The 22,823-nt window shown below is 34.4% G+C and carries 22 protein-coding genes; 18 read left to right on the top strand and 4 right to left on the bottom strand.

The features are described 5' to 3' along the window. Window positions 1-29 precede the first annotated feature (29 nt). The 9 genes from asnB to ACYFX0_RS13315 all read left to right on the top strand — a co-directional run bounded on the left by asnB (window position 30) and on the right by ACYFX0_RS13315 (window position 8,520). Complete coding sequence (gene asnB / locus ACYFX0_RS13275; RefSeq protein WP_000333819.1) at window positions 30-1,931, top strand: asparagine synthase (glutamine-hydrolyzing); 1,902 nt, start codon at window positions 30-32, stop codon at window positions 1,929-1,931. A 94-nt stretch (window positions 1,932-2,025) separates the two neighbouring features. Next, the gene (locus ACYFX0_RS13280; protein WP_000627501.1) at window positions 2,026-2,385 is read left to right on the top strand and encodes a GNAT family N-acetyltransferase; all 360 of its coding nucleotides are present in this window, start codon (window positions 2,026-2,028) and stop codon (window positions 2,383-2,385) included. Window positions 2,386-2,436: 51 nt separating this feature from the next. Continuing rightward, window positions 2,437-2,766, top strand: coding sequence for a hypothetical protein (locus ACYFX0_RS13285; RefSeq protein ID WP_000200457.1), 330 nt, complete (start codon window positions 2,437-2,439; stop codon window positions 2,764-2,766). A 102-nt stretch (window positions 2,767-2,868) separates the two neighbouring features. Beyond that, the gene (locus ACYFX0_RS13290; protein ID WP_000779884.1) at window positions 2,869-3,855 is read left to right on the top strand and encodes an N-acetylmuramoyl-L-alanine amidase; all 987 of its coding nucleotides are present in this window, start codon (window positions 2,869-2,871) and stop codon (window positions 3,853-3,855) included. A gap of 239 nt (window positions 3,856-4,094) precedes the next feature. Continuing rightward, the gene (locus ACYFX0_RS13295) at window positions 4,095-5,057 is read left to right on the top strand and encodes an ABC transporter substrate-binding protein (RefSeq protein ID WP_000581983.1); all 963 of its coding nucleotides are present in this window, start codon (window positions 4,095-4,097) and stop codon (window positions 5,055-5,057) included. Window positions 5,058-5,183: 126 nt separating this feature from the next. Next, window positions 5,184-6,059, top strand: coding sequence for a D-amino-acid transaminase (dat, locus tag ACYFX0_RS13300; RefSeq protein ID WP_000648395.1), 876 nt, complete (start codon window positions 5,184-5,186; stop codon window positions 6,057-6,059). 98 nt (window positions 6,060-6,157) lie between these two features. Beyond that, a complete protein-coding gene (locus tag ACYFX0_RS13305) occupies window positions 6,158-6,805 on the top strand; it encodes a nitroreductase family protein (protein WP_460270720.1) in 648 nt (215 codons plus the stop codon). A 242-nt stretch (window positions 6,806-7,047) separates the two neighbouring features. Next, window positions 7,048-7,536, top strand: a complete 489-nt coding sequence (locus tag ACYFX0_RS13310; RefSeq protein ID WP_000713494.1) for a putative periplasmic lipoprotein — start codon at window positions 7,048-7,050, stop codon at window positions 7,534-7,536. A 435-nt stretch (window positions 7,537-7,971) separates the two neighbouring features. Then, window positions 7,972-8,520, top strand: a complete 549-nt coding sequence (locus ACYFX0_RS13315) for a cysteine hydrolase family protein (protein WP_000816791.1) — start codon at window positions 7,972-7,974, stop codon at window positions 8,518-8,520. A gap of 34 nt (window positions 8,521-8,554) precedes the next feature. Here ACYFX0_RS13315 and ACYFX0_RS13320 read toward each other — a convergent pair whose 3' ends face one another. Then, complete coding sequence (locus tag ACYFX0_RS13320; RefSeq protein ID WP_106081198.1) at window positions 8,555-8,962, bottom strand: NUDIX hydrolase; 408 nt, start codon at window positions 8,960-8,962, stop codon at window positions 8,555-8,557. Between the two features lie 231 nt (window positions 8,963-9,193). On the opposite strand from ACYFX0_RS13320, the gene ACYFX0_RS13325 reads away from it, so the two are divergent. The 6 genes from ACYFX0_RS13325 to adhP all read left to right on the top strand — a co-directional run bounded on the left by ACYFX0_RS13325 (window position 9,194) and on the right by adhP (window position 15,434). After that, the gene (locus ACYFX0_RS13325) at window positions 9,194-10,087 is read left to right on the top strand and encodes a mechanosensitive ion channel family protein (RefSeq protein WP_106081197.1); all 894 of its coding nucleotides are present in this window, start codon (window positions 9,194-9,196) and stop codon (window positions 10,085-10,087) included. Window positions 10,088-10,245: 158 nt separating this feature from the next. Next, window positions 10,246-11,364, top strand: coding sequence for a two-component system sensor histidine kinase CasK (casK, locus tag ACYFX0_RS13330; RefSeq protein ID WP_001008458.1), 1,119 nt, complete (start codon window positions 10,246-10,248; stop codon window positions 11,362-11,364). 14 nt (window positions 11,365-11,378) lie between these two features. Next, window positions 11,379-12,020 carry a two-component system response regulator CasR gene (casR, locus tag ACYFX0_RS13335; RefSeq protein WP_106081196.1) on the top strand — a complete coding sequence of 214 codons (642 nt, stop codon included), beginning with the start codon at window positions 11,379-11,381 and terminating at the stop codon, window positions 12,018-12,020. A 203-nt stretch (window positions 12,021-12,223) separates the two neighbouring features. Continuing rightward, window positions 12,224-13,078 carry a MurR/RpiR family transcriptional regulator gene (locus tag ACYFX0_RS13340; RefSeq protein ID WP_001119645.1) on the top strand — a complete coding sequence of 285 codons (855 nt, stop codon included), beginning with the start codon at window positions 12,224-12,226 and terminating at the stop codon, window positions 13,076-13,078. A gap of 166 nt (window positions 13,079-13,244) precedes the next feature. Continuing rightward, on the top strand, window positions 13,245-14,102 hold the full coding sequence (locus ACYFX0_RS13345; protein ID WP_106081194.1) for a PhzF family phenazine biosynthesis protein: 858 nt from the start codon (window positions 13,245-13,247) through the stop codon (window positions 14,100-14,102). Window positions 14,103-14,396: 294 nt separating this feature from the next. Next, a complete protein-coding gene (gene adhP / locus ACYFX0_RS13350; protein WP_106081193.1) occupies window positions 14,397-15,434 on the top strand; it encodes an alcohol dehydrogenase AdhP in 1,038 nt (345 codons plus the stop codon). A 139-nt stretch (window positions 15,435-15,573) separates the two neighbouring features. Here the strand turns inward: adhP and ACYFX0_RS13355 are convergent, their stop codons facing one another. Together ACYFX0_RS13355 and ACYFX0_RS13360 are read right to left on the bottom strand one after the other, a co-directional pair. Further along, window positions 15,574-16,593: an ABC transporter permease gene (locus tag ACYFX0_RS13355; protein WP_142398789.1), complete on the bottom strand. Its 1,020-nt coding sequence runs from the start codon at window positions 16,591-16,593 to the stop codon at window positions 15,574-15,576. After that, entirely contained in the window at window positions 16,590-17,492 is a 903-nt protein-coding gene (locus ACYFX0_RS13360) for an ABC transporter permease subunit (RefSeq protein WP_106081191.1), read from the bottom strand. Before ACYFX0_RS13360 ends, ACYFX0_RS13355 begins: the two co-directional genes overlap by 4 nt. 560 nt (window positions 17,493-18,052) lie before the next feature. Between ACYFX0_RS13360 and gntK the strand changes: the two genes are divergently transcribed. Genes gntK through gnd form a run of 3 tightly spaced genes read left to right on the top strand, consistent with a single transcriptional unit; the run spans window position 18,053 to window position 21,870 of the window. Next, entirely contained in the window at window positions 18,053-19,591 is a 1,539-nt protein-coding gene (gntK, locus tag ACYFX0_RS13365; protein WP_106081190.1) for a gluconokinase, read from the top strand. A 14-nt stretch (window positions 19,592-19,605) separates the two neighbouring features. Beyond that, window positions 19,606-20,955, top strand: a complete 1,350-nt coding sequence (locus tag ACYFX0_RS13370) for a GntP family permease (RefSeq protein ID WP_142398790.1) — start codon at window positions 19,606-19,608, stop codon at window positions 20,953-20,955. Window positions 20,956-20,973: 18 nt separating this feature from the next. Beyond that, window positions 20,974-21,870 (top strand): phosphogluconate dehydrogenase (NAD(+)-dependent, decarboxylating), encoded by an 897-nt coding sequence (gene gnd / locus ACYFX0_RS13375; protein WP_000765981.1) that lies wholly within the window; start codon window positions 20,974-20,976, stop codon window positions 21,868-21,870. Between the two features lie 68 nt (window positions 21,871-21,938). Here the strand turns inward: gnd and ACYFX0_RS13380 are convergent, their stop codons facing one another. After that, complete coding sequence (locus ACYFX0_RS13380) at window positions 21,939-22,703, bottom strand: DUF2711 domain-containing protein (protein WP_002082859.1); 765 nt, start codon at window positions 22,701-22,703, stop codon at window positions 21,939-21,941. Between the last annotated feature and the right edge of the window lie 120 nt (window positions 22,704-22,823).

Here is a 22,823-nt window from a genome sequence, read left to right on the forward strand (position 1 = left end):
AGAATGAAAACCGAAAGAGGGTAAGAAGTATGTGTGGTTTTGTAGGATGTTTATGTGAAAACCCTAGAGAGTTTTCAGAAACAGAAAAACATCAATTTGAAAATATGAACACGATGATTTTCCACCGTGGTCCAGATGACGAAGGATATTTTCGTGATGAACATGTACAATTTGGCTTCCGCCGTTTAAGTATCATTGACTTAGAGGCAGGACATCAGCCGCTAACTTATGAAAATGATCGATATGTAATTATTTTTAATGGTGAAATTTACAACTATGTAGAATTACGTGAAATGTTACTTGAAAAAGGTGCAACGTTTGCAACGCAATCTGATACAGAAGTTATTATTGCATTGTATGCACATATGAAAGAAAAATGTGTAGACTACCTTCGTGGTATGTTTGCATTTATGATTTGGGATCGTGAAGAGAAGAAACTTTTCGGTGCACGTGACCACTTCGGTATTAAACCTCTATACATCGCACAGCAAGGTGATACTACATTCTTCGCATCTGAGAAGAAAAGTATTATGCATGTGATGGAAGATAAAGGCGTTAATCCAACGTCACTACAACATTATTTTACGTACCAATATGGCCCAGAGCCAGAAACATTAACAATTGATGTTAATAAAATCGAGCCTGGTCATTATTTCGTAAAAGAAATCGGTAAAGAGATGGAAATCCATCGCTACTGGAAACCTTATTTCAATGCTTCAAGTGCAACGAAAGAGGAGCATATCCAAGCAATTCGTGATGTACTATATGATTCAGTAAAAGTGCATATGCGTAGTGATGTACCAGTAGGTTCATTCTTATCTGGTGGTATCGATTCATCTATCATCGCTTCTATCGCAAGAGAAATGAATCCAAATCTTTTAACATTCTCTGTTGGTTTTGAGCAACGTGGTTTCAGTGAAGTTGATGTTGCAAAAGAAACTGCTGAGAAATTAGGCGTTAAAAACCATAACGTATTCATTTCAGCGAAAGAATTTATGGATGAGTTCCCAAAAATCATTTGGCATATGGATGATCCTTTAGCTGATCCAGCAGCTGTACCATTGTACTTCGTTGCTAAAGAAGCACGTAAACATGTAACAGTTGTTCTTTCAGGTGAAGGCGCAGACGAGCTATTTGGTGGTTATAACATTTACCGTGAGCCAAACTCACTAAAAATGTTCTCTTACATTCCTAGCCCAGGTAAGAGTGTTCTAAAAGCATTGAGTGGTGCTCTTAAAGAAGGATTTAAAGGTAAGAGCTTCCTAGAGCGTGGATGTACACCAATTGAAGAGCGTTACTATGGAAATGCGAAAATCTTCCGTGAAGAAGAAAAAGCTGAATTAATGAAGTATTACAATGAAAGTGTTAACTATATGGATATCACGAAACCATTGTATAACGAGATTAAAGATTATGATGATGTAAGTAAAATGCAGTACATTGACATGTTCACATGGTTACGCGGTGACATTTTATTAAAAGCTGATAAAATGACAATGGCAAACTCATTAGAACTTCGTGTACCGTTCTTAGATAAAGAAGTATTCGATGTTGCATCTAAAATTCCAACTGAACTTAAGATTGCTAACGGAACTACGAAAGCTATTTTACGTGAAGCAGCACGCGGAATCGTTCCAGATCACGTATTAGATCGTAAAAAACTTGGATTCCCAGTACCAATTCGTCACTGGTTAAAAGACGAAATGCATGATTGGGCTATAAATATTATAAACGAAAGTAAGACAGAGCATTTAATCGACAAACAGTATGTATTAAACTTACTGGAAGCACATTGTGCAGATAAAGGCGATTATAGCCGTAAAATTTGGACTGTACTTGCGTTTATGGTATGGCACCAAATTTATGTTGAGCATAAATACGATACGAACAAGTTCCATGAAGAAACAAAACGTGCGTATAGCTTAGTGTAATTAGAAAAACCTTAAGATCGCATACGGTCTTAAGGTTTTTTTTCATAAATAGGAAGTATTATTGATACAATAATAGTAAAAGGATGGACAACATATGATTACGTTTGAGAAAGTTACTATAGAAAATGAAAGCGTTGTTAAAGAAATGTTTAAATCGCATAGTTTAGGTGAGAAAAAGGTACAGTATTGTGTGAAAGTTGATGATACATATATTGGTGTAATAGATTATAGTGTTCAAGAGGAACGAGCTGTTTTATCACAGCTAATTATTCATTTTGATTACCAAGGTTATGGTTATGGTACAAATACGTATTTTACATTTGAAGAAATGATGAAACAAAGAAATGTGAAAGAAATAAAAGTGCTACAAGAGGAATTAACAGAAAAAGCGCATTCTTTCATAGAGAGTTTTGGCTTTACTTCAGAAGATGGAGCGTATGTGAAGAAAATATAACGATGATTATTTATGCGATACAATAAATATAAGGCAGGTGGATGTATGACAATGACTTCTGGTCTTGTATTAATTGGAGGGTGCTTTATAGTAGCAGAACTATGTCATATAATCATTCGGAAAAGAATGATTAAGAAAAGAAAGCCGTATGAATTACAATACGTCCCTGTCTTTTTCATTATATTTTGTATGCTTAGTACATTACAAAATATAATGAACTTTCCACCACTTGTGAATGTTTTTTTAAAGTTCGGTTTACTTTATAGTGGTGTTGGAATAGTACTTTTATTTATTTTATTTTGCATACGTTATATTCACTATCAATCGTATATATTTATTTTAAATTGGTTAAAGCAAGATGATAGAAACCGCCTTACATAAGGCGGTTTTTTTATTTGTGATTGTAACAGAACTTGTACATTTCACATAAAATAGGACGAGTAGCAATGCTAACATATTACAAGAAAGGGGCGGGGTAGTAAAATGAAACTTGTTATAGACGCAGGGCACGGTGGATATGATTCTGGTGCTGTTGGTAATGGCTTAGTAGAAAAAAACTTAACGCTTCAAATTGCTAGACGCGTTCGAGATATTTTAACGGTAAATTACCCAATTACAATTAAAATGACACGTGATAGTGACGTGTTTATTTCCTTATCGGAACGTGCTAATATTGCTAATGCTTTTGGTGCGGATTATTTTATTTCATTTCATATTAATAGCGGCGGGGGTACAGGTTTTGAAAGCTATATTTATAATGCGTTATCCAACAGCAGCACTGCATATGCAAAGCAACAAAAGATGCATACAGCAGTAAATCCTGTATTAACAAAATACGGTCTTCGTGATCGAGGAGCAAAAAAAGAAAATTATGCGGTATTAAGAGAAACCGCAATGGATGCAATTTTAACTGAGACTGCCTTTATTGATACAACGTTTGATGCAAATTTATTAAAGAATCCACAATTTATTGAAGATCTAAGTCAAGCGTATGCAAATGGAATAGCGGCTATTTTTGGAGTAGCTCCAAATCCACAACCTCCAAACCCACAACCGACACCTCAAACGAAGGGAATCGCTTATATCCTTGGGAAAAATGTAAATTTAAGAAATGGTCCATCAACTTCTTCCTCAGTTATTCGTCAATTAAATTCTCCAGAATCTTACGTTGTATATCAGGAAAGTAACGGATGGTTAGATTTGGGGAATGGACAATGGGTGTATAATGATCCTTCTTACATTAATTTTGTAAAGACAAGCAATAGTGATGGAAGTCCGATTGGGGTTGCATATATACAAGGGATGAATGTAAATTTAAGAAGTGGTCCATCAACTACATCTGCAGTTATCCGTCAATTAAATCCTCCAGAATCTTATTTAGTATATATAAATGAAAATGGCTGGTTAAACCTTGGTGGAAATCAGTGGGTATATAATGATCCATCGTATATTAAGTATACTCAATATTAGGAATTAAAATGATAATGCAATATGGATGCGTATCTTTGTTATGTATAACTCAGATACGCATTGTAATAACAACATAAATTTTCATACTTATACACTATATGTTAAAAAGAAACATTAGAAAAGCCAATAGAATCGAAATGGTATATATTAAAAAAGTTTTCTGATATACATTGACAATGTATGTAGTATACATTAATCTTTAATTGTTAATGATAATCGATTTCATCTAGGGAGGACATATGATACATACTAAAAAACTAATTATGTTCTGCATTATGATACTCATGGTTGTAATTGCAGGATGTAGTAAAGAAGAGAAAAAAGAAAATGATATATCAGCTAAAGCAAAAGATTCATATACGGTCAAGCATGCAATGGGCGAAACGACAGTAAATGGTACACCTAAAAAAGTTGTTGTTTTAACAAATGAAGGTGCAGAGGCTCTCCTAGCTGTGGGCGTAACGCCAGTGGGGACTACGAAACCACGTGCTGGTGATGAATGGTACCCTCATGTAGCGAAAGAATTAAAAAATACGGAAGTTGTAGGAACTGAACGTGATATTAATTTAGAAGCAGTAATGAAGCTTAAGCCAGATTTAATTATCGGAAATAAAATGCGTCACGAAAAAATATATGATCAGCTAAAAGAAATCGCACCAACTGTTTATGCAGAAACATTACGCGGTGATTGGAAAGAAAACTTTACGCTTTATACAAAAGCTGTAAATAAAGAAAAAGAAGGGCAAAAAGCTCTTGATGATTATAAAAAACGTATTGAAGGAATGAAAGAGAAGTTAGGCGATAAATTGAATTCTAAAGTTTCTATTATTCGTTTCGTGCCAGGTGATGTTCGTATTTATCAAAAAAACTCATTCTCGGGAGTTGTTTTAAATGATATTGGATTTAAACGACCACCATTACAAGATAAAGATGATTTTGCGATAAAAGGAATTACAAAAGAGCAAATTCCAAATATGGACGGGGACTACTTATTTTATTTCACGTCTGATAAAGATGCAGATAAGAATAATGAAGGAAATTCGTTAGCAAAGGAATGGACAGAAGATCCACTCTTTAAGCAACTACAGGCTTCTAAAAATAATAAAGTATTCCAAGTGGATGAAGTAATCTGGAATACAGCAGGCGGTATTAAAGCTGCGAATCTTATGTTAGATGATATTGAAAAATATTTCCTTAAATAAATGATAAAATACATCACTTTTACGAAGTGATGTATTTTTTGTTCGTGAAAATACAGAAAATTCCTTCTTTAAGGGTGACATAAGTTGTACAATAAAATCAATCATGTGATAAAGGAGTGGGGAAGAATGAAAGCTACTCATAAAGAGTGGATCTTGTTTAATGGGAGAATGATTAATACGAAGGAAGAACAGCCGATGGTCGCATTAGAAGAGCGCGGCTTCCAATTTGGTGATGGTATTTATGAAGTATTTAGACTATACGATGGCAAGCCTCATTTATTAGATTTACATTTGGAACGATTCTTTAACTCTATGGCAGAAATAAAACTAATTCCACCATTTACGAAGGAAGAATTAGTGGAAGAGTTACATCAAATGATTGAAAAAAATCAATTTCAAGAAGATGGGAATGTATATTTACAAATATCAAGAGGTGCACAACCACGCAATCATGTATATGAATCAGATTTACAACCGACATATTTTGCAAATCTTGTTTCGTTCCCAAGACCAGTTGCTTCAATGAAGGCAGGGATTAAGGTAACGGTAGAAGAGGACATCAGGTGGAAGTTTTGCCATATAAAATCATTAAATCTTTTACCAAATATCATGATTAAAAATAAAATAAATGAACAAGGGTATCAAGAAGCAATATTAGTACGAGATGGCATTGTGACTGAAGGGTGTCATTCGAATTTCTTTATGGTGAAAAATAATAAATTGATTACACATCCGGCTGACAATTTCATTCTACAGGGCATTACGCGGCACTATGTTATTACATTAGCGAAAGAGTTACATATCGAAGTAGAGGAACGAGAGTTTTCATTACAAGAAGTATATGAGGCTGATGAGTGCTTCTTTACAGCGACGCCGCTTGAAATATTCCCAGTCGTTCAAATTGGTGATGAACAGTTTGGAAACGGCGAAAGAGGACCAATTACAAAGAAACTCCAAGTGGCATATGAAGAAAGTATTAGATTGTTTAAAGTTATGAACTAATATTGAAGAAAAAAGCTGATATTCCTTCAGCTTTTTTTCATGATATAATTCAAGCGTAGGACAAGATTTGAAAACGCTGTAAAAAGGGGATTTAATGTATGAATTATGAAGGTTTTAAAGAAGTAATTCACGGAAGACGAAGTGTTAGAAAGTTCACAGAACAAGAAGTATCTACTAATGATATAAAAGAAATAATTGATTGTGCTCGTTATGCACCGAGCGATACGAACTCACAAACGTGGGAATTCTTGGTCATTATGAACCGAGAGAAGATTAAAGAAATTGAACAAATGACATGGGATGCTTTACATAAACTTGCGGCAAAAGCAACAGATAATGGAGAAGAGAAAGCAGGGAAATTACTTACGCGTTCTTTCGGACCATATGCGACAGCTTTCTCTGAGGCACCAGTATTAATCGTATGCTTGGCAACACCATATGAATCAAAGTTTCGTGAAAAGATATTTGATCCCATTGCTTTTGTTCCAGATTCAGTTTGGGAAGAAGAAGGGATTAAGAGTAGCTGTTTAGCGGCACAAAACTTAATGTTAGCTGCACATGTAAAGGGACTTGGTACTTGTCCAATGACAGGGCCAGTATTGCTAGCTCAAGATGAACTGCGCCAATATTTACAAATTGAGCCTGAAAAACAAATAAATATGGTTATTTCACTCGGATTTCCGAAAGATAAGCCAAAAAAACTTCCAAGAAAAGAAGTAGAAGAAATCACAACATTTGTTTTTTAAAGTGCAAAATAAAAAGACATTGGACATATCAATGTCTTTTTATTTTGGAGCGGGTATTATATCGATTTGTTGGGCTAAAATGATAAATAAGAAGGAATTACTATTTATTTCATAAAAAAAATTAATGTTCTATTAAGGAAAGTATGATACATTAATCGTGAGCAAGCTTCTATATGTTCATAAAAGTTTTAAAAGTTATTTTTGTATAATAAATTATAATCAAATGACAGGGGGGATGAATTTTGAAAAAATTCATAATCACTGGATTGTCTGTATTGTTATTAGTAGGTTGCGGTGCTCCACAGGAAAAAGAGGACGCGCAATCAAAACAGGAAGAACAAGTTGTAAACGCAAGTGATGAGAATATGGTTGTATTTCCTGAAGGCGCAATGTCAATTGGAGAAGGGAAAGTAAAAGTTATTACTCCAGATGGTACTTCTGAAAATGGAAATATACCGACTGTATTCATCAAAAAGGATACTTTAATTCAGCAAGTTGAATTAGAACTTTCTAATTTTCAAAGTGATAAAGAAACATTCATATTTGTAGATCAAATGTATACAGATAAACATCAAGTAACTAGTACAACACAGACAACAGTACAATTAAAAGAAAAGACGCTGGAAACAGGTAGTCATACAATTACTGCAGTTCAGTATGAAAACAATGACCCGAAAGGAAAGGTTATTAGTTTTAATCAAGCAACATTTGAGACAAAGCCTGCGTCTTAATCAGAATAAAAAGTACATTACTCAAAAAAGTAGTGTGCTTTTTTGTTTGGATGGAATGGTGTAATAGGGAATAATTTATTTCGTTTTCTAGTACGATTAAGCAGTAAGGAATCACTTGTTACTACTATGATGGAGAAAAAGGTTGAAGGTATGAATCGATATGTTCGTATCTTCTTGATTAGTATAATCATGTCAGTAATTTGGTTTACTATACAAGACGTTAATCAACTTACGTTTAATTATCAAACTTATGACTTGTTAATGGGAAGTATATGTTTTGTCATTGTGTGCCTGTTTTATGATAAACTTTGATTAAGATAAGTTTTACAAGAAAAATGTAGGTATTTCATTTGAAATGTCGAATAGTACATACGATGTCGTAATAACAAATTTTCTATTGTTTACTGTGAAACAGGAGAAGGGGAGATAGTAGTTATGAAACGAGCTCTTATTAATATTGATTATACATATGATTTTGTAGCGGAAAAAGGCGCTTTAACTTGCGGAAAACCAGGTCAAGAAATCGAACAGGAAATTGTACATATAACGAAGCAATATATTGAAAATGGAGATTACGTAGTGTTTGCAATTGATAAACATGAAGAAAATGATGAATATCATCCCGAAGCGAAATTATTCCCTCCTCATAATATAGCAGGTACAAATGGTAGAGACTTATTCGGTGAGTTACAAGAAGTATACGAAACATATAAAAATGCTGAGAATGTATATTATATGGATAAAACGCGATACAGTGCGTTTGCTGGAACAGATTTAGAGATGAAGTTAAGAGAAAGAGGAATAGAAGAAGTTCATCTTGTAGGTGTTTGTACTGATATTTGCGTTCTTCATACAGCAGTAGATGCGTATAATAAAGGATTTAAAATTGTTGTTTATGAAAAGGCAGTTGCATCTTTTAATGCGCAAGGGCATGAATTTGCACTTGGACATTTTAAATCTTGTTTACATGCAGAAGTGAAATGAAAAAGAGGCCTTTAAAAAGGTCTCTTTTTTGCGTTTAAACCGAGACGACATTTTGCTCAATTAAATTAAAAAACTGTACATGTAATGATTCGACTCGATCAGCTTGTAGCGAGCCACCTGTAATATCTTTGCAAAGGTAAGCGATTGTCATAGGGTAAAATTCATCTCCGTTCGGTAATTTCACAAAAAATTCTTTACCTGAAAATACACTTACTAGCTGAAGTGTACCAATTTCAATTCCTGTTTCTTCAAGTACTTCTCGTCTTCCAGCTTCTTCTGTAGATTCACCAAGTTCCACAAAACCTCCTGGGACACCCCACATGCCATTTCGCCTTTGTTGTAGTAATATTTGTCCTTGTTCATTGAAAACAGCTACCGCAACGCCTGCTAAATTGAGTGGCCTTGATCCAACAACTTCTCTTAGTTCTTCAATATATCCCATTGGTTGTAACCTCCGTGAGTAATAATATTTTCAAATGAACTATTCGATATAATGTAAATGTTTTCCTTTTGTTGAGATGAGTAGTGTAGTTTTAAAGTAAAGTCATAAAAAATTTCAATTGCCAGCTCCCTTTAGGTTATGAAAAAGGGTATATTTATAGAAGAATGTCTAATGAATTTAAAAAATATAGCGGCTTTGTATAGAATTTTTATTAGTTAAGGAAGTGGATGGATGAGTTTATTAACGTATACTGAAGAATTTTTTAATTATGTAAGGGAGTTTTTACTTTTAAGATTTTTGCTATTTGCTTTAGTTTTAATCATTATTTCGTTTGTAATAAACCGTATTATTGATTGGTTTTTTAGGAAATCAAGCTTTTTTGATGAAGAGGTAGAGCAGACGATTCAAAGTGTAATTCGATCTATTTTTAGATATATCATTATCATCAGTCTTATCATATATTTAATTAGCCAATTTGTAGATATAAAAAGTATTATTGCAGGTGCAGGGATAGCTGGAGTTGTCATCGGTTTTGCTGCACAACAGATGCTAAAAGATGTTATATTAGGCTTTGCAAGATTAGCGGACAAAGAGTTTCGAGTTGGTGATTTTGTAACTTTTAACGGAACAAATTCAGGAACTATTGAAGAGATTAGTATTCGTTTTATGCAAATACGTGAATGGTCAGGAAAATTACTTACCATCCCACACGGAGAGATTAGAACGATACAAAATTTTAATAAAGGATGGATGCGTGTAATTGAACGCATCACGGTAAGTTATCAGGAAGATCCAACAAGAGTGAAGGAATTGTTAGAAGAAGTATGTGTTATATGCAATGAAAAATTGGATCAAACTCTTTATAGATTAGAGGATGAGGCTGTTGAACCATTTAAATACGTCGGTGTTACAGACTTAAATCCTAACCTGAAATATGTTGGCTATGAATTTTGTATTACAGGTTTAATAAAGCCAGAAGATTATTTTGAAACTTCTAGACAAGTAAGATTTGAATTAATGTCTATATTCCATAAGAATCAAGTGCAAATGCCGGCAGCGAATATGGTTGTTACTACTGAAAGTTTACAGCATATTCATGGTGGACAATCTTTATCGGACAGCTAAAGTAGAATCGCTTGTTAACAAAAATTCTGATTCCAACATTGGATAGAATAACAATAATAAAATGATTGATATAAAGAAAGGGCTGAAGGAATTCGGTTCTTTTTTTATTTATAGAATTTAGAAATTTCTTAATGTTATAATTGTAGTTGGTGATGAGAATGAACTTTGAAGAAAAAGAGATGCATCGTTTAGAAGCATTAAAAGAAATTGCTGAATTATTAAATGAAGCAACAAACTTACAGGATATGTTAGAAAAAGTGTTGCATACATTGTTACAAGTAATGAATTTACAAACAGGGTGGATATTCTTTATTGATGAAAGTGGAAAGCATAGCATGCTTGTAGACGAAAATTTACCAGAGGCTCTTACGTGGCAAGAGAAGAAGCCGATGTGTGAAGGAAACTGTTGGTGTGTAGAACGTTTTGTGAATGGGAGATTAGAAAAAGCGACTAATATTATTGAATGTAAGCGAATAGAAGATGCAATTGAATGTAATTGGGGAGAGACAGAAGATGTTACACATCATGCGACAATTCCGCTTAGGTCTGGATCAGAGAAATTTGGCCTATTAAATGTAGCCGCGCCTCATAAGACACATTTTTCTGAGGAAGAGTTAGCGTTATTAGAATCAATTGCATTTCAAATTGGAACGACAATACAACGTATTCAATTAGTTGAGAAAGAACGTAAATATGTAGTGGTAGCGGAAAGAAATCGACTTGCACGTGATTTACATGATTCAGTAAAACAATTGTTATTTTCTATTATGCTAACAGCAAAAGGTACTTTGAATATGACGCAAGATAGAGAATTGCAAGAGATGTTAAGTTATATTGGAGAATTATCACAAGAAGCATTACAAGAGATGACGTTATTAATTTGGCAATTAAGACCTGAAGGATTAGAGAAAGGATTAGCAGAAGCAATTCAAAATTACGGGAAGTTGTTAGGAGTTCAAGTGGAAGTTCGAATTGATGGGATGGTTTCAATTGGGGATGAAATAGAAGAAGTTTTATGGCGTATTAGCCAAGAGGCGCTACATAATTGTAAAAAGCATGCTTCGTGTGAAAAGGTACATGTTCTTTTAAAAATAGAAAATAACCAGTTATTTTTTTACATAGAAGATAATGGAATAGGATTTATACAAGATCAAGTAAGGGAGTCAGCACTTGGCCTGAAAAGTATGAAGGAACGTATTCAATTAATGAAGGGATCGTTTCAAATTATAACAGAGCTGAGAAAGGGTACAAAAATAGAAATTCAATTGCCGATTTGAAGGGGAGAATAAGATTGAAGATTAAATTGCTATTAGTTGAGGATCATCATATCGTTCGAAGAGGACTTGTATTCTTTTTGAAAACGAGAGGAGAATTTGAAATTATTGGGGAAGCGGAAAATGGCGAAGAGGCATTATATTTCGTGCAAAAAGAAAAACCAGATGTCGTACTAATGGATGTATCAATGCCGAAAATGGATGGAATTGAGGCGACAAAACGTCTAAAGCAATACGATGAGACGATAAAGGTACTTATATTAAGTAGTTTTTCAGAGCAAGATTATGTTATACCAGCACTTGAAGCTGGAGCAGATGGTTATCAATTAAAAGAAGTACAACCTGAGCAACTTGTCGCTTCTATTATTGCAGTACATCAAGGAAATGCGAATTTTCACCCGAAAGTAACACCTGCATTAATGGGGCGTTCCGCAGTAAAGAAGGAAATAGAAAATCCTTTTTCAATGTTAACGAAAAGAGAGCAAGAGGTACTTCGTGAAATTGCGAAAGGAAGAAGCAACAAGGAGATTGCAGCAGAACTTCATATTACAGAACAAACTGTGAAAACACACGTTTCAAACGTTTTAGCTAAATTGGAAGTGGATGATCGTACGCAAGCCGCATTATACGCAGTGAAACATGGGGAGAATTATTCATAAGTATGAATAATTCTGTTATATCGTATGACAGAATACATAGGAGCAATTAAAATTTATAGTAATCCCTAATATAGGTTTTTCTTCTTTTAATAATTAGGTACAATAAAGTGAAACTCTAATCAGGGGGGACCATCCCCACTGATGATTAGTTAAACTAATCGATTTTTACAGGATAAAGCTACGATGGAAGGGGAAGATATGCTATGCCTGGTACAAGAAGTGGGATTGGAAAGATTCAGGCTTCGTTAAATGGTTTATCACCGAAATTGCGAAGTATTGCCGAACATATTTTGAAACATCCACAAGATGTTGTACATAAATCTATTACAGAATTAGCTGAAGTTACGAATAGTTCCGAAGCTACGATATTCCGCTTATGTAAACACCTTGGTTTGCAAGGTTTTCAAGATTTAAAGATTACATTAGCCCGTGAAATTGTACATACACCAATGCAAAATATTCATGAAGAGGTATCAGCAGAAGATAGTATGGTAACTGTTGCTAAAAAAGTTTTTCATTCGCATATTACAGGACTGCAAGATACTTTACATTTGCTAAATGAAACAGCACTTGAGCAGGCTGTACGAGCCTTGCAAGAAGCAAGTCGAATTGAGTTTTATGGAAATGGTGGCTCTGGTATTATTGCGATGGATGCGTATCATAAGTTTATGAGAACGGGTATTTCTTGTATCGCTCATACTGATTCGCATTTTCAAATTATGGGAGCAGGTTTACTCTCGAAAAATTCAGTTGTTATTGGCATTTCTCACTCTGGTAGCAATAAAGGATTACTTGAAGCATTAGAAGTAGCGAAAGCAAGAGGGGCCAAAATTATTGCGATTACGAGCTATAAGAAATCAGCATTAAGTCAACTTGCTGATATAACGTTATATACATCAACACGTGAGACTGAGTTCCGCACAGAAGCAAGTTCATCACGATTAGCACAGTTAAGCTTATTAGATACTTTGTATGTAGGGTTGTCGTTGCAGCGACAAGAGGAAACGCTAAAAAATTTACAAAGTATACGTGAAACGATTTCGATGAAGCGAATATAAAAAAAGCTCTTCAAATGAAGAGCTTTCAGACTGTAGACAAACTATTTTTGGAGAGTTCAGATGCTAAAAAAATAGTTTGTCTCTTGTTTTATTGATAATTTATCCAATGACATTTATACGTAGTGCTTTCTATATTACAATTTACTATAAGCGAGGAAGGTGTCTTATGAAAATATCCGTTTATGTTGCAAGTGCATTTAGCAAGGATAATAAAGGCGGAAATAAAGCAGGAGTGGTATTTATAGAGAATACATTGACTACTACTCAAAAAATGGAAATATCCAAACGACTGGGCTATGCGGAAACCGCATTTATATCAGAATCTGAAATTGCTGATTATAAATTTGAGTATTTTACACCAAAAGAAGAAGTTGATTTATGTGGTCATGCCACAATCGGCTCTTTCACGATACTGATGCATTTAAATAAAATTTTCAAGAATCGCTATACGATTGAAACGAACAGCGGTGTTCTTGCTATTACCATAAAAGATGACATTATATTCATGGAACAAAACAAACCGATATTCTATGATGTTGTATCTCCAAACGAGTTCATCGACTGTTTTGACATTAAAGATATAGACAATAATTACCCAATTCAAATTGTCTCCACGGGCTTAAAAGATATTTTAATTCCTATAAAAAGCGAAACACAATTACATACACTGCAACCTAACTTTGAAAAAATTAAAGAAATCAGCAAGTATTATAATGTTGTCGGGATGCATCTATACACTTTTAATGACAATCGAATTATATGCAGAAATTTTGCTCCACTATACGATATCAATGAAGAAGCAGCGACTGGAACTTCAAACGGTGCATTAGCTTGCTACCTTTATGAACAGCACTACTTGCAAAAAGAAGTTTATGTATTTGAACAAGGTTATTCTTTACACTCGCCTTCTGAAATATTAGTTAAATTAGCAACCAATAGCAAAAATAAAATAGAAAAAGTTTATGTTGGTGGCAAAGGCTATTACTGTGAAACTAAGTTTTTAAATGTAGAAAATATTGAGTAAAGAGCTTTTTTTATCGTTGAGAAGTTTGTTGATTTATTTTCTTTTAGAAATGTATGACTTACATATAGCCAGTGATAAACTCTCATTTTTAAAAATTTAAAATAAAGAACGATTTGTGTAATAATTCAAACATTGTTCATAATTTCACAAATTGTTTATGAAGTGTCATGTTATGATGAAGATGTAATGATGATTGAACACTTAAATTTGGTACAATAACTAGCCAAAGTAGTGAGGAGAGTAGTTGTGAGATAAACTCATTAAAACGCTAAAACACTAAAGGGGAGATCACATATGAAAGCAGTAGTGGTTAATAAAAACAGCAAAGCAAACATCGAAGTGATTGAAAAAGAATTACGTCCGTTACGCTCAGGCGAAGCGTTAGTAGATGTAGAGTATTGTGGAGTTTGCCACACTGATTTACACGTTGCGAATCATGATTTTGGTAACACTGATGGCCGTATTCTTGGTCATGAGGGTGTAGGTATTGTTACGAAAATAGCTGATGATGTTACTTCACTAAAGATAGGTGATCGTGTAAGTATTGCATGGATGTTCCAATCTTGTGGACGTTGTGAATATTGCGTAACTGGTAGAGAAACATTTTGCCGTGAAGTTAAAAACGCTGGTTATTCAGTAGATGGTGGTATGGCTGAACAATGTATCGTTACAGCTGATTATGCAGTGAAAGTACCAGAAGGATTAGATCCTGCTCAAGCATCATCCATTACATGTGCTGGTGTAACTACATATAAAGCTATTAAAGTATCAGATATTAAACCTGGTCAACCTATTGTAATCTATGGCTGCGGTGGATTAGGTAACTTAGCTATCCAATATGCTAAAAATGTATTTGGTGCAAAGGTAATCGCAGTAGACATTAATGACGACAAATTAGCCTTAGCGAAAGAAGTTGGTGCTGATATGACTATCAATCCAATTTCTCAAGGTCCTGCTGATAAAATTGTTCAGGAGGAGTTTGGTGGTGCTTATGCGGCTGTAGTAACAGCAGTCTCTAAAGTAGCCTTTAACTCAGCAGTTGATGCAGTACGTGCTTGCGGTAAAGTAGTTGCAGTAGGGCTACCAGTAGAAACTATGGATTTAAACATTCCACGACTTGTACTGGATGGAATTGAAGTAGTTGGTTCTCTAGTCGGTACTCGTAAGGACTTAGAAGAGGCGTTTATGTTCGGGGCAGAAGGAAAAGTAGTGCCGGTTGTTCAAACTTGTTCTCTAGATAAAGTACAAAATGTATTCGAAGAAATGGAACAAGGTAGAATTCAAGGGCGCATGGTAATTGATTTTAAACAGCATAATTGTAATTGCAAATAATTCACTTTAAATATAAAAAGCATGAGTCTAGCAAAGGACATGTAAAAAAGTTAGACGGCATAAAAAGATGATCCCTGTATTCAATAGGGATCATCTTCTTTATATTCCACTAATATCAATGCCGATTAACGAGGAATGATTAAAGGTTCACTTTATTTGCAAACGAAAAAGAATCTTTATGTTTAACAAATTTTTTATGATGTGGAACGGTTTGAATTGCTGCAATTTGCGAATCTCTTGCTTTCAGTGCATCTTGAATCCCGATGGTCATAAGCTTAATAAATAGAATCGTAATAAAGAATGAAGCGAGAGTATAAAAAATAATCCACCATGAAAGATTCATTTCATTACGATTTAATCCAATAAGGCCTGCCCAATCATTAGATAGAGAAACAGGTTTGAGCACTCCGTCATAGAGTTCACGCATTTGTATCCCGCCAATTACAATGTTAAGCAACGCTAAATGGATAACGAGTATGAGTGTTTGGACGATATGTTCCATAAATAATACAAATAAGCGGTCAAGTAATAAGACTCGTAAGTGTTTTTTGATAATATGAAAACGGCTAGCACCCAGTAATTGTGAACTTAAGATGTAATCTCGTTTCATAAATTCATCAACTTCTGAGGATATGTATAAAGAAAGTGTAGGTAGAGCGACGAAAATAAGTACGAGTACTTGATAAAACGTAAATGAAACATTTGGATCTACCCCATCAGCATTTGATGTGATTACAATATTAACGGGCGTGATGAGTATGAATGCGATAAATAGAGTTGGAATATAATAAAAAACTTCTGAGCATGACTGGAAAAATCCCTTGAGTTTTGGAGCAAATAAACTTAAGAGGATTCCTATACATGTTCCGCATAAAATTCGAAAGAAGCTAATTGCCACGGCTAATAAAATAGTGAATTTTGCTCCTTCTACAATTTGTAAGAAAACAGACTCTCCAAAACGATCAGATCCAAAAGGTGGAATTAACGATGGCGGAAAGGGAGCCTTTCCAAGTAATTCGTTATTTTCATTGTAAAGTAACTGAGGAGGTTTTGGGATGTTATCTTTAAAGAACCAACTATAAATAAAACTAGCTGAAATAAGTATGAATAAATAAGTAAAGCCGATTAAAAAGCGTTTTGATTTCCAAATAGATTTCATAATGATACTCCTTTCAATTGCTTTTTCCATCTATTCATCATGAATGAGATTATTTGGAAAATGGCGTAAAACGGTAAAATAATCATAACAAGTATAATAAATGTAGCTGGAGGTGAAACAAACGCCTTATTAAATAAAAATTGAATAATGCCTTCCATATTAAAAACAAATTCTAAAATGAATAAATTAGAAAGTAAGAAAACAAAAATCGTTTTTAAATGGTGGAAGAAGTGGATAGATATATTTTTGAATAAATGAATGCATAATATATAACTTGATGAAAGGCCTTTTCCATATGCAACCTCTACGTAATGTTTTCCTTGTTCTTCTTTTATGTATAACACCATCATCCGAAACATTTGTAATGTAGGTAAGACAGCTAATGATAAAATAGGGAGTAAATAAGCTCGATTTTCATTAAAAGAAATAATATTGAAAGGAGATTCCCCAAATTTCTGAAGTACCCATATGAAAAATATTTGCAAACAAATCATCATCATCATATCAGGGACAGCTTCTAGTATGAACACAATTCGGTTTATCCATTTTTTTATATAATCTTTTGCTAAAAAATAAAAAAATGCCATGCTAGATGATAAAAAGAGAGCAAGAAAAAAGGCTGAAAATAATATAGTAAATGAATATAGGTAAGGTTCTAAAACAGTTGGAAATAATGGTGTTTTTTTGAAATGGCCAAACTTCGGGTCTGATCCTATAATCACTAATGATTCAAGGGAGAAGACCTGTTTTAACATGGTAACGATCTGATTAAAAAAATAAATTGGTTGAAAGGTAAATCCTTGTTGAGTGATAAATAAATAAGGTAAATTTAATAATAGTAAGAGTGATAAAAGAATTGATGAAAGCTTAATTGTGAATTGAGATATTGTATTTAACATTAAATCCCTCCGACATCTTTTTACAACATTATACAATAAATTCTATATTATTGTTTTATTTTTCTGAAAAATAAAAATACTGTTGAATTTTATAGTATGCAAGATATATTTACAAGATAAAAAAGTAATAGTAGGGGCCGCGCTCTATTTTTATCAAGACAAAAGGACTAGTGAACTTAAAACAATAAACAAGAGCAAAATGCACAGAATTTTCATTCTGCGGGTAGTTACTTTTCTTGGCTTGATAGCGATATTACGTGACCGCTAAAAATGAATATTGCTTTTCAACTCTTTCTTCATGCAAATGAGTAGAACGTATGGAGGACTATGTATGTGTTGTTAATGAGAGGAAAGAGTGTATTGCGTAACGAATATAACGTAATTTTACCGCAAGGAGTAGCTAAATTTAGTGTATAAGTGAAATGGAATGAGTAGATTTATTTTTTTATATGAAAAAAATTTTCTTTTTATAACTTGATAAATGAAAAAATATTTTATATACTAATTCATGTAAACGGTTTACTAAATCGTATTTTGCTAGAAATGAAGGGAAGATTCGCATGGAAACAAGGGGGAGAGTAATCGGGATTGATATCGGTACCACAAGTACGAAAACGGTTGTGTTCACAGAAAAAGGAAAAGTCATTGCATCACATGCAATCGATTACCCAATTATTCAACCGAACGTCGGATGGGCTGAGCAAGATCCTGATGTAATATGTGCCGCTGTATACAAAAGTGTAAGCGTTGCCATCAAAAAGGGTAATGTATTACCAGAAGATATTTCTTCAATCGGTATTAGTACAGCTATGCACGCATTAATTGCAGTAGATGAAAATGGTGCGCCATTAACGCGTTCTATCATTTGGGCAGATAATCGAAGTACGAAGCAATCAGAAAAATTATTACAACAAATGAATGGGCATGAAATTTATAGACGTACAGGTACACCAATTCATCCGATGTCACCACTTTCTAAATTGTTATGGATGAAAGAAGAGGAACCAGAGTTATATACAAGTGCTTATAAATTCATTTCCATTAAAGAGTATGTGATTTACCAATTATTTTCACGCTACGTAGTTGATTATTCGATTGCTTCTGCTACGGGGTTATTTAATTTAGAAACATTAAACTGGGATGAAGATGTTTTAACTATGTTACATATGTCACCAGAACAATTATCAACCCCTGTACCAACTACATATATTTTATCAGGTATGAAGCCAGAATTAGCACAGAAGATGGGGATAAGTGCAGAGACACCAATTGTCATAGGAGCAAGTGATGGGGTTCTTGCAAATGTAGGAGTTGGGGCGATATCACCGGGTGCGGCTGCAATTACCATTGGAACGAGTGGTGCGGTTCGAACAATCTCATCAAATATAAATACAGATGAGAAAGGGAGAACGTTTTGTTACGCATTAACAGATGAGCACTGGGTAATCGGTGGTCCAACGAATAACGGCGGAATATTACTGAGATGGTTACGTGATGAATTTGGTAGTCCAGAGCAAGAAGTAGCAAGAAAGCTCGGAATTGATCCTTATGATTTATTAATTAAATATGCAGGAAGCGTACCAGCTGGAGCGGATGGGCTATTGTTCTTACCTTTCTTATCTGGAGAACGCGCACCTTACTGGAATGCAAATGCTCGTGGTACATTCTTTGGAATCAATCTTCAACATAAGCGAGAACATTTTATACGTGCAGTGATGGAAGGTGTTTGTATGAGTGTATATTCAGTAGCACTCGCAATTAGAGATTGTACAGGGCCACTTACTGAAATACGAGTTTCAGGAGGGTTTGCGAAATCTGCATTTTGGAGACAAATGTTGTCCGATATGATGGGGAAAGAATTGCTTGTACCTGAAAGTCATGAAGCATCTGCGCTTGGGGCAGCGGCAGTTGCTTTATATGCTGTAGGAAAAATTGATTCTCTTGAAGAGGTAAAGGATTGGATTGATATTGTTCATCACCATGTACCGAATAAAGAAAATACGGCTATATATTTAGAAATGTTTTATATGTATGAACGACTTTACAATCGCTTGAAAGAAGAATTTGATTGTATAGCTGCTTTCCAACGTAAACAATAGGGGGATTGGGAGAAATGGTAGTTGGGATCGTACTAGCGGCAGTTGTCATACTACTTTTACTTATTACGGTAGTAAAATGGCATCCATTTGTCGCATTAATTTTAACAGCAATTGGTGTAGGATTAGCAATGGGAATGCCTTTAATTGGAACTTCACCAAAAGATCCAGGAATTATTGATTCTATTAAACTAGGGCTTGGTAATACGTTAGGATTTTTAGCAATAGTTTTAGCACTAGGAACGATGCTTGGAAAAATGATGGCCGAATCTGGTGGTGCTGAACGTATCGCTAACACATTAATTAATCGTTTTGGGAAGAAACGAGTTCACTGGGCGATGATGTTCGTTGCATTTTTAGTAGGGATTCCGGTATTTTTCCAAGTTGGATTTGTACTATTAATTCCGTTAGTATTTACAATTGCGTTAGAAACTGGGGTATCGCTTATTACAATTGGTATTCCGCTAGTAGCAGGACTGTCAGTCGTACACGGACTTGTTCCACCGCATCCAGCGGCAATGGCGGCAGTTGGTATTTTTAAAGCAGATGTAGGGAAGACAATTTTATATGCATTAATTGTCGGATTTCCAACTGCAATCATATCAGGTCCACTTTACGGGAAATGGATTGGTGCTCGTATCCATAAGGAAGTACCATTAGATATAGCGGAGCAATTTATTGAAAGAGATAAGAAGAAAGAACTTCCTAGCTTCGGAAATACATTGTTTGCTATTTTACTTCCAGTATTTCTTATGCTTGGTGCATCCATTGCTGAAGTAGCGTTACATAAAACGAGTCAACTTGCACAAGTGTTACACTTTATTGGAGATCCAATAGTCGCTTTATTAATTGCAACGATTTATTCTTTCTTTAGCCTTGGTTATGCAAAAGGATTTTCTAAAGATAAAGTATTACAATTTACAAATGATTGCCTTGGGCCAATTGCAAACATATTGTTAGTGATTGGTGCAGGCGGCGCATTTAATAAAGTACTATTAGATTCTGGAATTGGAACGACAATTGCAGATATGGCGAAAGAATCGCATATTTCACCGATATTATTAGGGTGGGGAATTGCGGCACTAATCCGAATCGCAACTGGATCGGCAACTGTTTCTATGATGACAGCAGCTGGAATTGTAGCACCGATTGCAGCAAGTACACCTGGTGTAAATGTTGAACTACTAGCACTTGCAACAGGCGCAGGGTCATTAATTTTATCACACGTGAATGATTCGGGATTTTGGATGATTAAAGAATATTTCGGAATGACTGTGAAAGAAACATTATTAACATGGACCGCAATGGAGACTATACTATCAGTTGTAGCACTTGGATTAATTTCGATATTAAATATATTTGTATAGAATGGGAGATTGATTAATATGAAACTAGGTTTAATTGGATTAGGAAAAATGGGATTCCCATTAGCTGAACACTTACATGAAGACAAGCATGAAGTAGTTGTATACGATGTAAATAAAGAGCTTGTAGAAAAGGCAGGAAAACTAGGAATTACTGCACGTCATACATTAAAAGAAATGATCGCTGAATTAGAAGCTCCTCGTACGATCTGGGTAATGGTGCCTGCAGGAGAAGTTGTAGAGTCAGTATTAAAAGATGTGTATCCGTTATTAGATGAAGGTGATATCGTTATTGAAGGCGGAAATTCATTCTATAAAGATACGTTACGCCGTGCTGAAGAAGCGAAAAGCTTTGGGTTACATTATGTAGATATCGGTACATCTGGCGGTGTAGAAGGAGCTAGATACGGTGCTTGTTTAATGGTTGGTGGAGAAAAAGAAATTTATGACCAATTAGAACCTTTATTTAAAGATTTAGCAGTAGAAAATGGCTATTCTTATGCTGGCCGCGTTGGTAGTGGTCATTTCTTAAAAATGGTTCATAACGGTATTGAGTACGGCATGATGCAAGCAATCGCTGAAGGATTTGAAGTACTAGATAAGAGTGACTTTGATTTCAATTATGAAGATGTTGCAAAAGTATGGGCGAACGGATCAGTAATCCGCGGTTGGTTAATGGACTTAACTGAAAAAGCATTTGCAGATGATCCTAAACTTGATGGCATTAAAGGTGTAATGAACTCTTCAGGAGAAGGGAAATGGACTGTTGAAACTGCGCTTGAGTTACAAGCAGCGGCACCAGTAATCGCGATGTCATTATTTATGCGCTATCGTTCTCAGGAAGATGATACATTCCATGGAAAAGTAGTTTCAGCACTACGTAATCAGTTCGGTGGACATGAAGTTGTAAAAAAATAAGGATGTTTTTGAAAAGAAACTTGTGCATAAGCGCAAGTTTCTTTTTTATAGTTTAAGAAATTACTAATTTACAAATACCAATCAATCATCGTTTTTTTGTCACAAATGACAGCTTCAACATTCATTGATTGAACAATATATTCTATATTTTCTTCTTTAGCTAATAATAAGGTTGTAAAGGAATCGTATATACTCATAAACGCATACTCATTGTCTTCGCCAGTAATAATTAACTCATTATTGCTAATGTCCCAAATATCTAATGGAGTAGTATTATTTACCTGTAATAATCCGTTTGTATCAAGAATTGGTTCAGAGAAATATAGATTTCTTGCACCTCTAGAACCGAGGAGTTTAAGTAATTTGTGTAATAAAAATATAGACGTATAATCTTCTGTTGGATAATAAAAATCTTTTTTTAAGTTTGAATGTAGCTTTTCAGCTAAATCCTCTCTTTTATATTCTTCTGAAAAGGCACTAATGGAAGTCAACATGGCCATTGCTAGGTCTGCGTATGAATGTAATCCACTACAAGACATCATTTCCTTCCAAGAAACGGACTTCCCATTATGAATGATTTCTTCAGCGCTAGGATAGATGTGCTCATATGGTCTTTTTCTCACAGACTTTTCCCATCCTAAAGGCATTTGGACAAAAGGATGTAGCAATATAGCTGCAGATTTAAAGTTTCTTGGTAGTTGTTCTAAAATTGGTGATTTGTCATCTAGCCAAATGTAATCCAACAAAATATAACCTCCTCTTAGACTTTGAAATGTACGGATTCCCGTATTATGTTTTTTTATATTGATTGTATCAAATATAAAGCGAAGCATGAAATATGTCCCAACATAAAAGTAAGAATAAATAAAATGAAGTTTTCATAAATAGTAAAAGGGTGCTTATGTCATCAGTATAGCTAAAAAATGTTGTTACATATGAGAAGAGCGTGTTAA

It is taken from the genome of Bacillus sp. NEAU-Y102 (assembly GCF_054788175.1).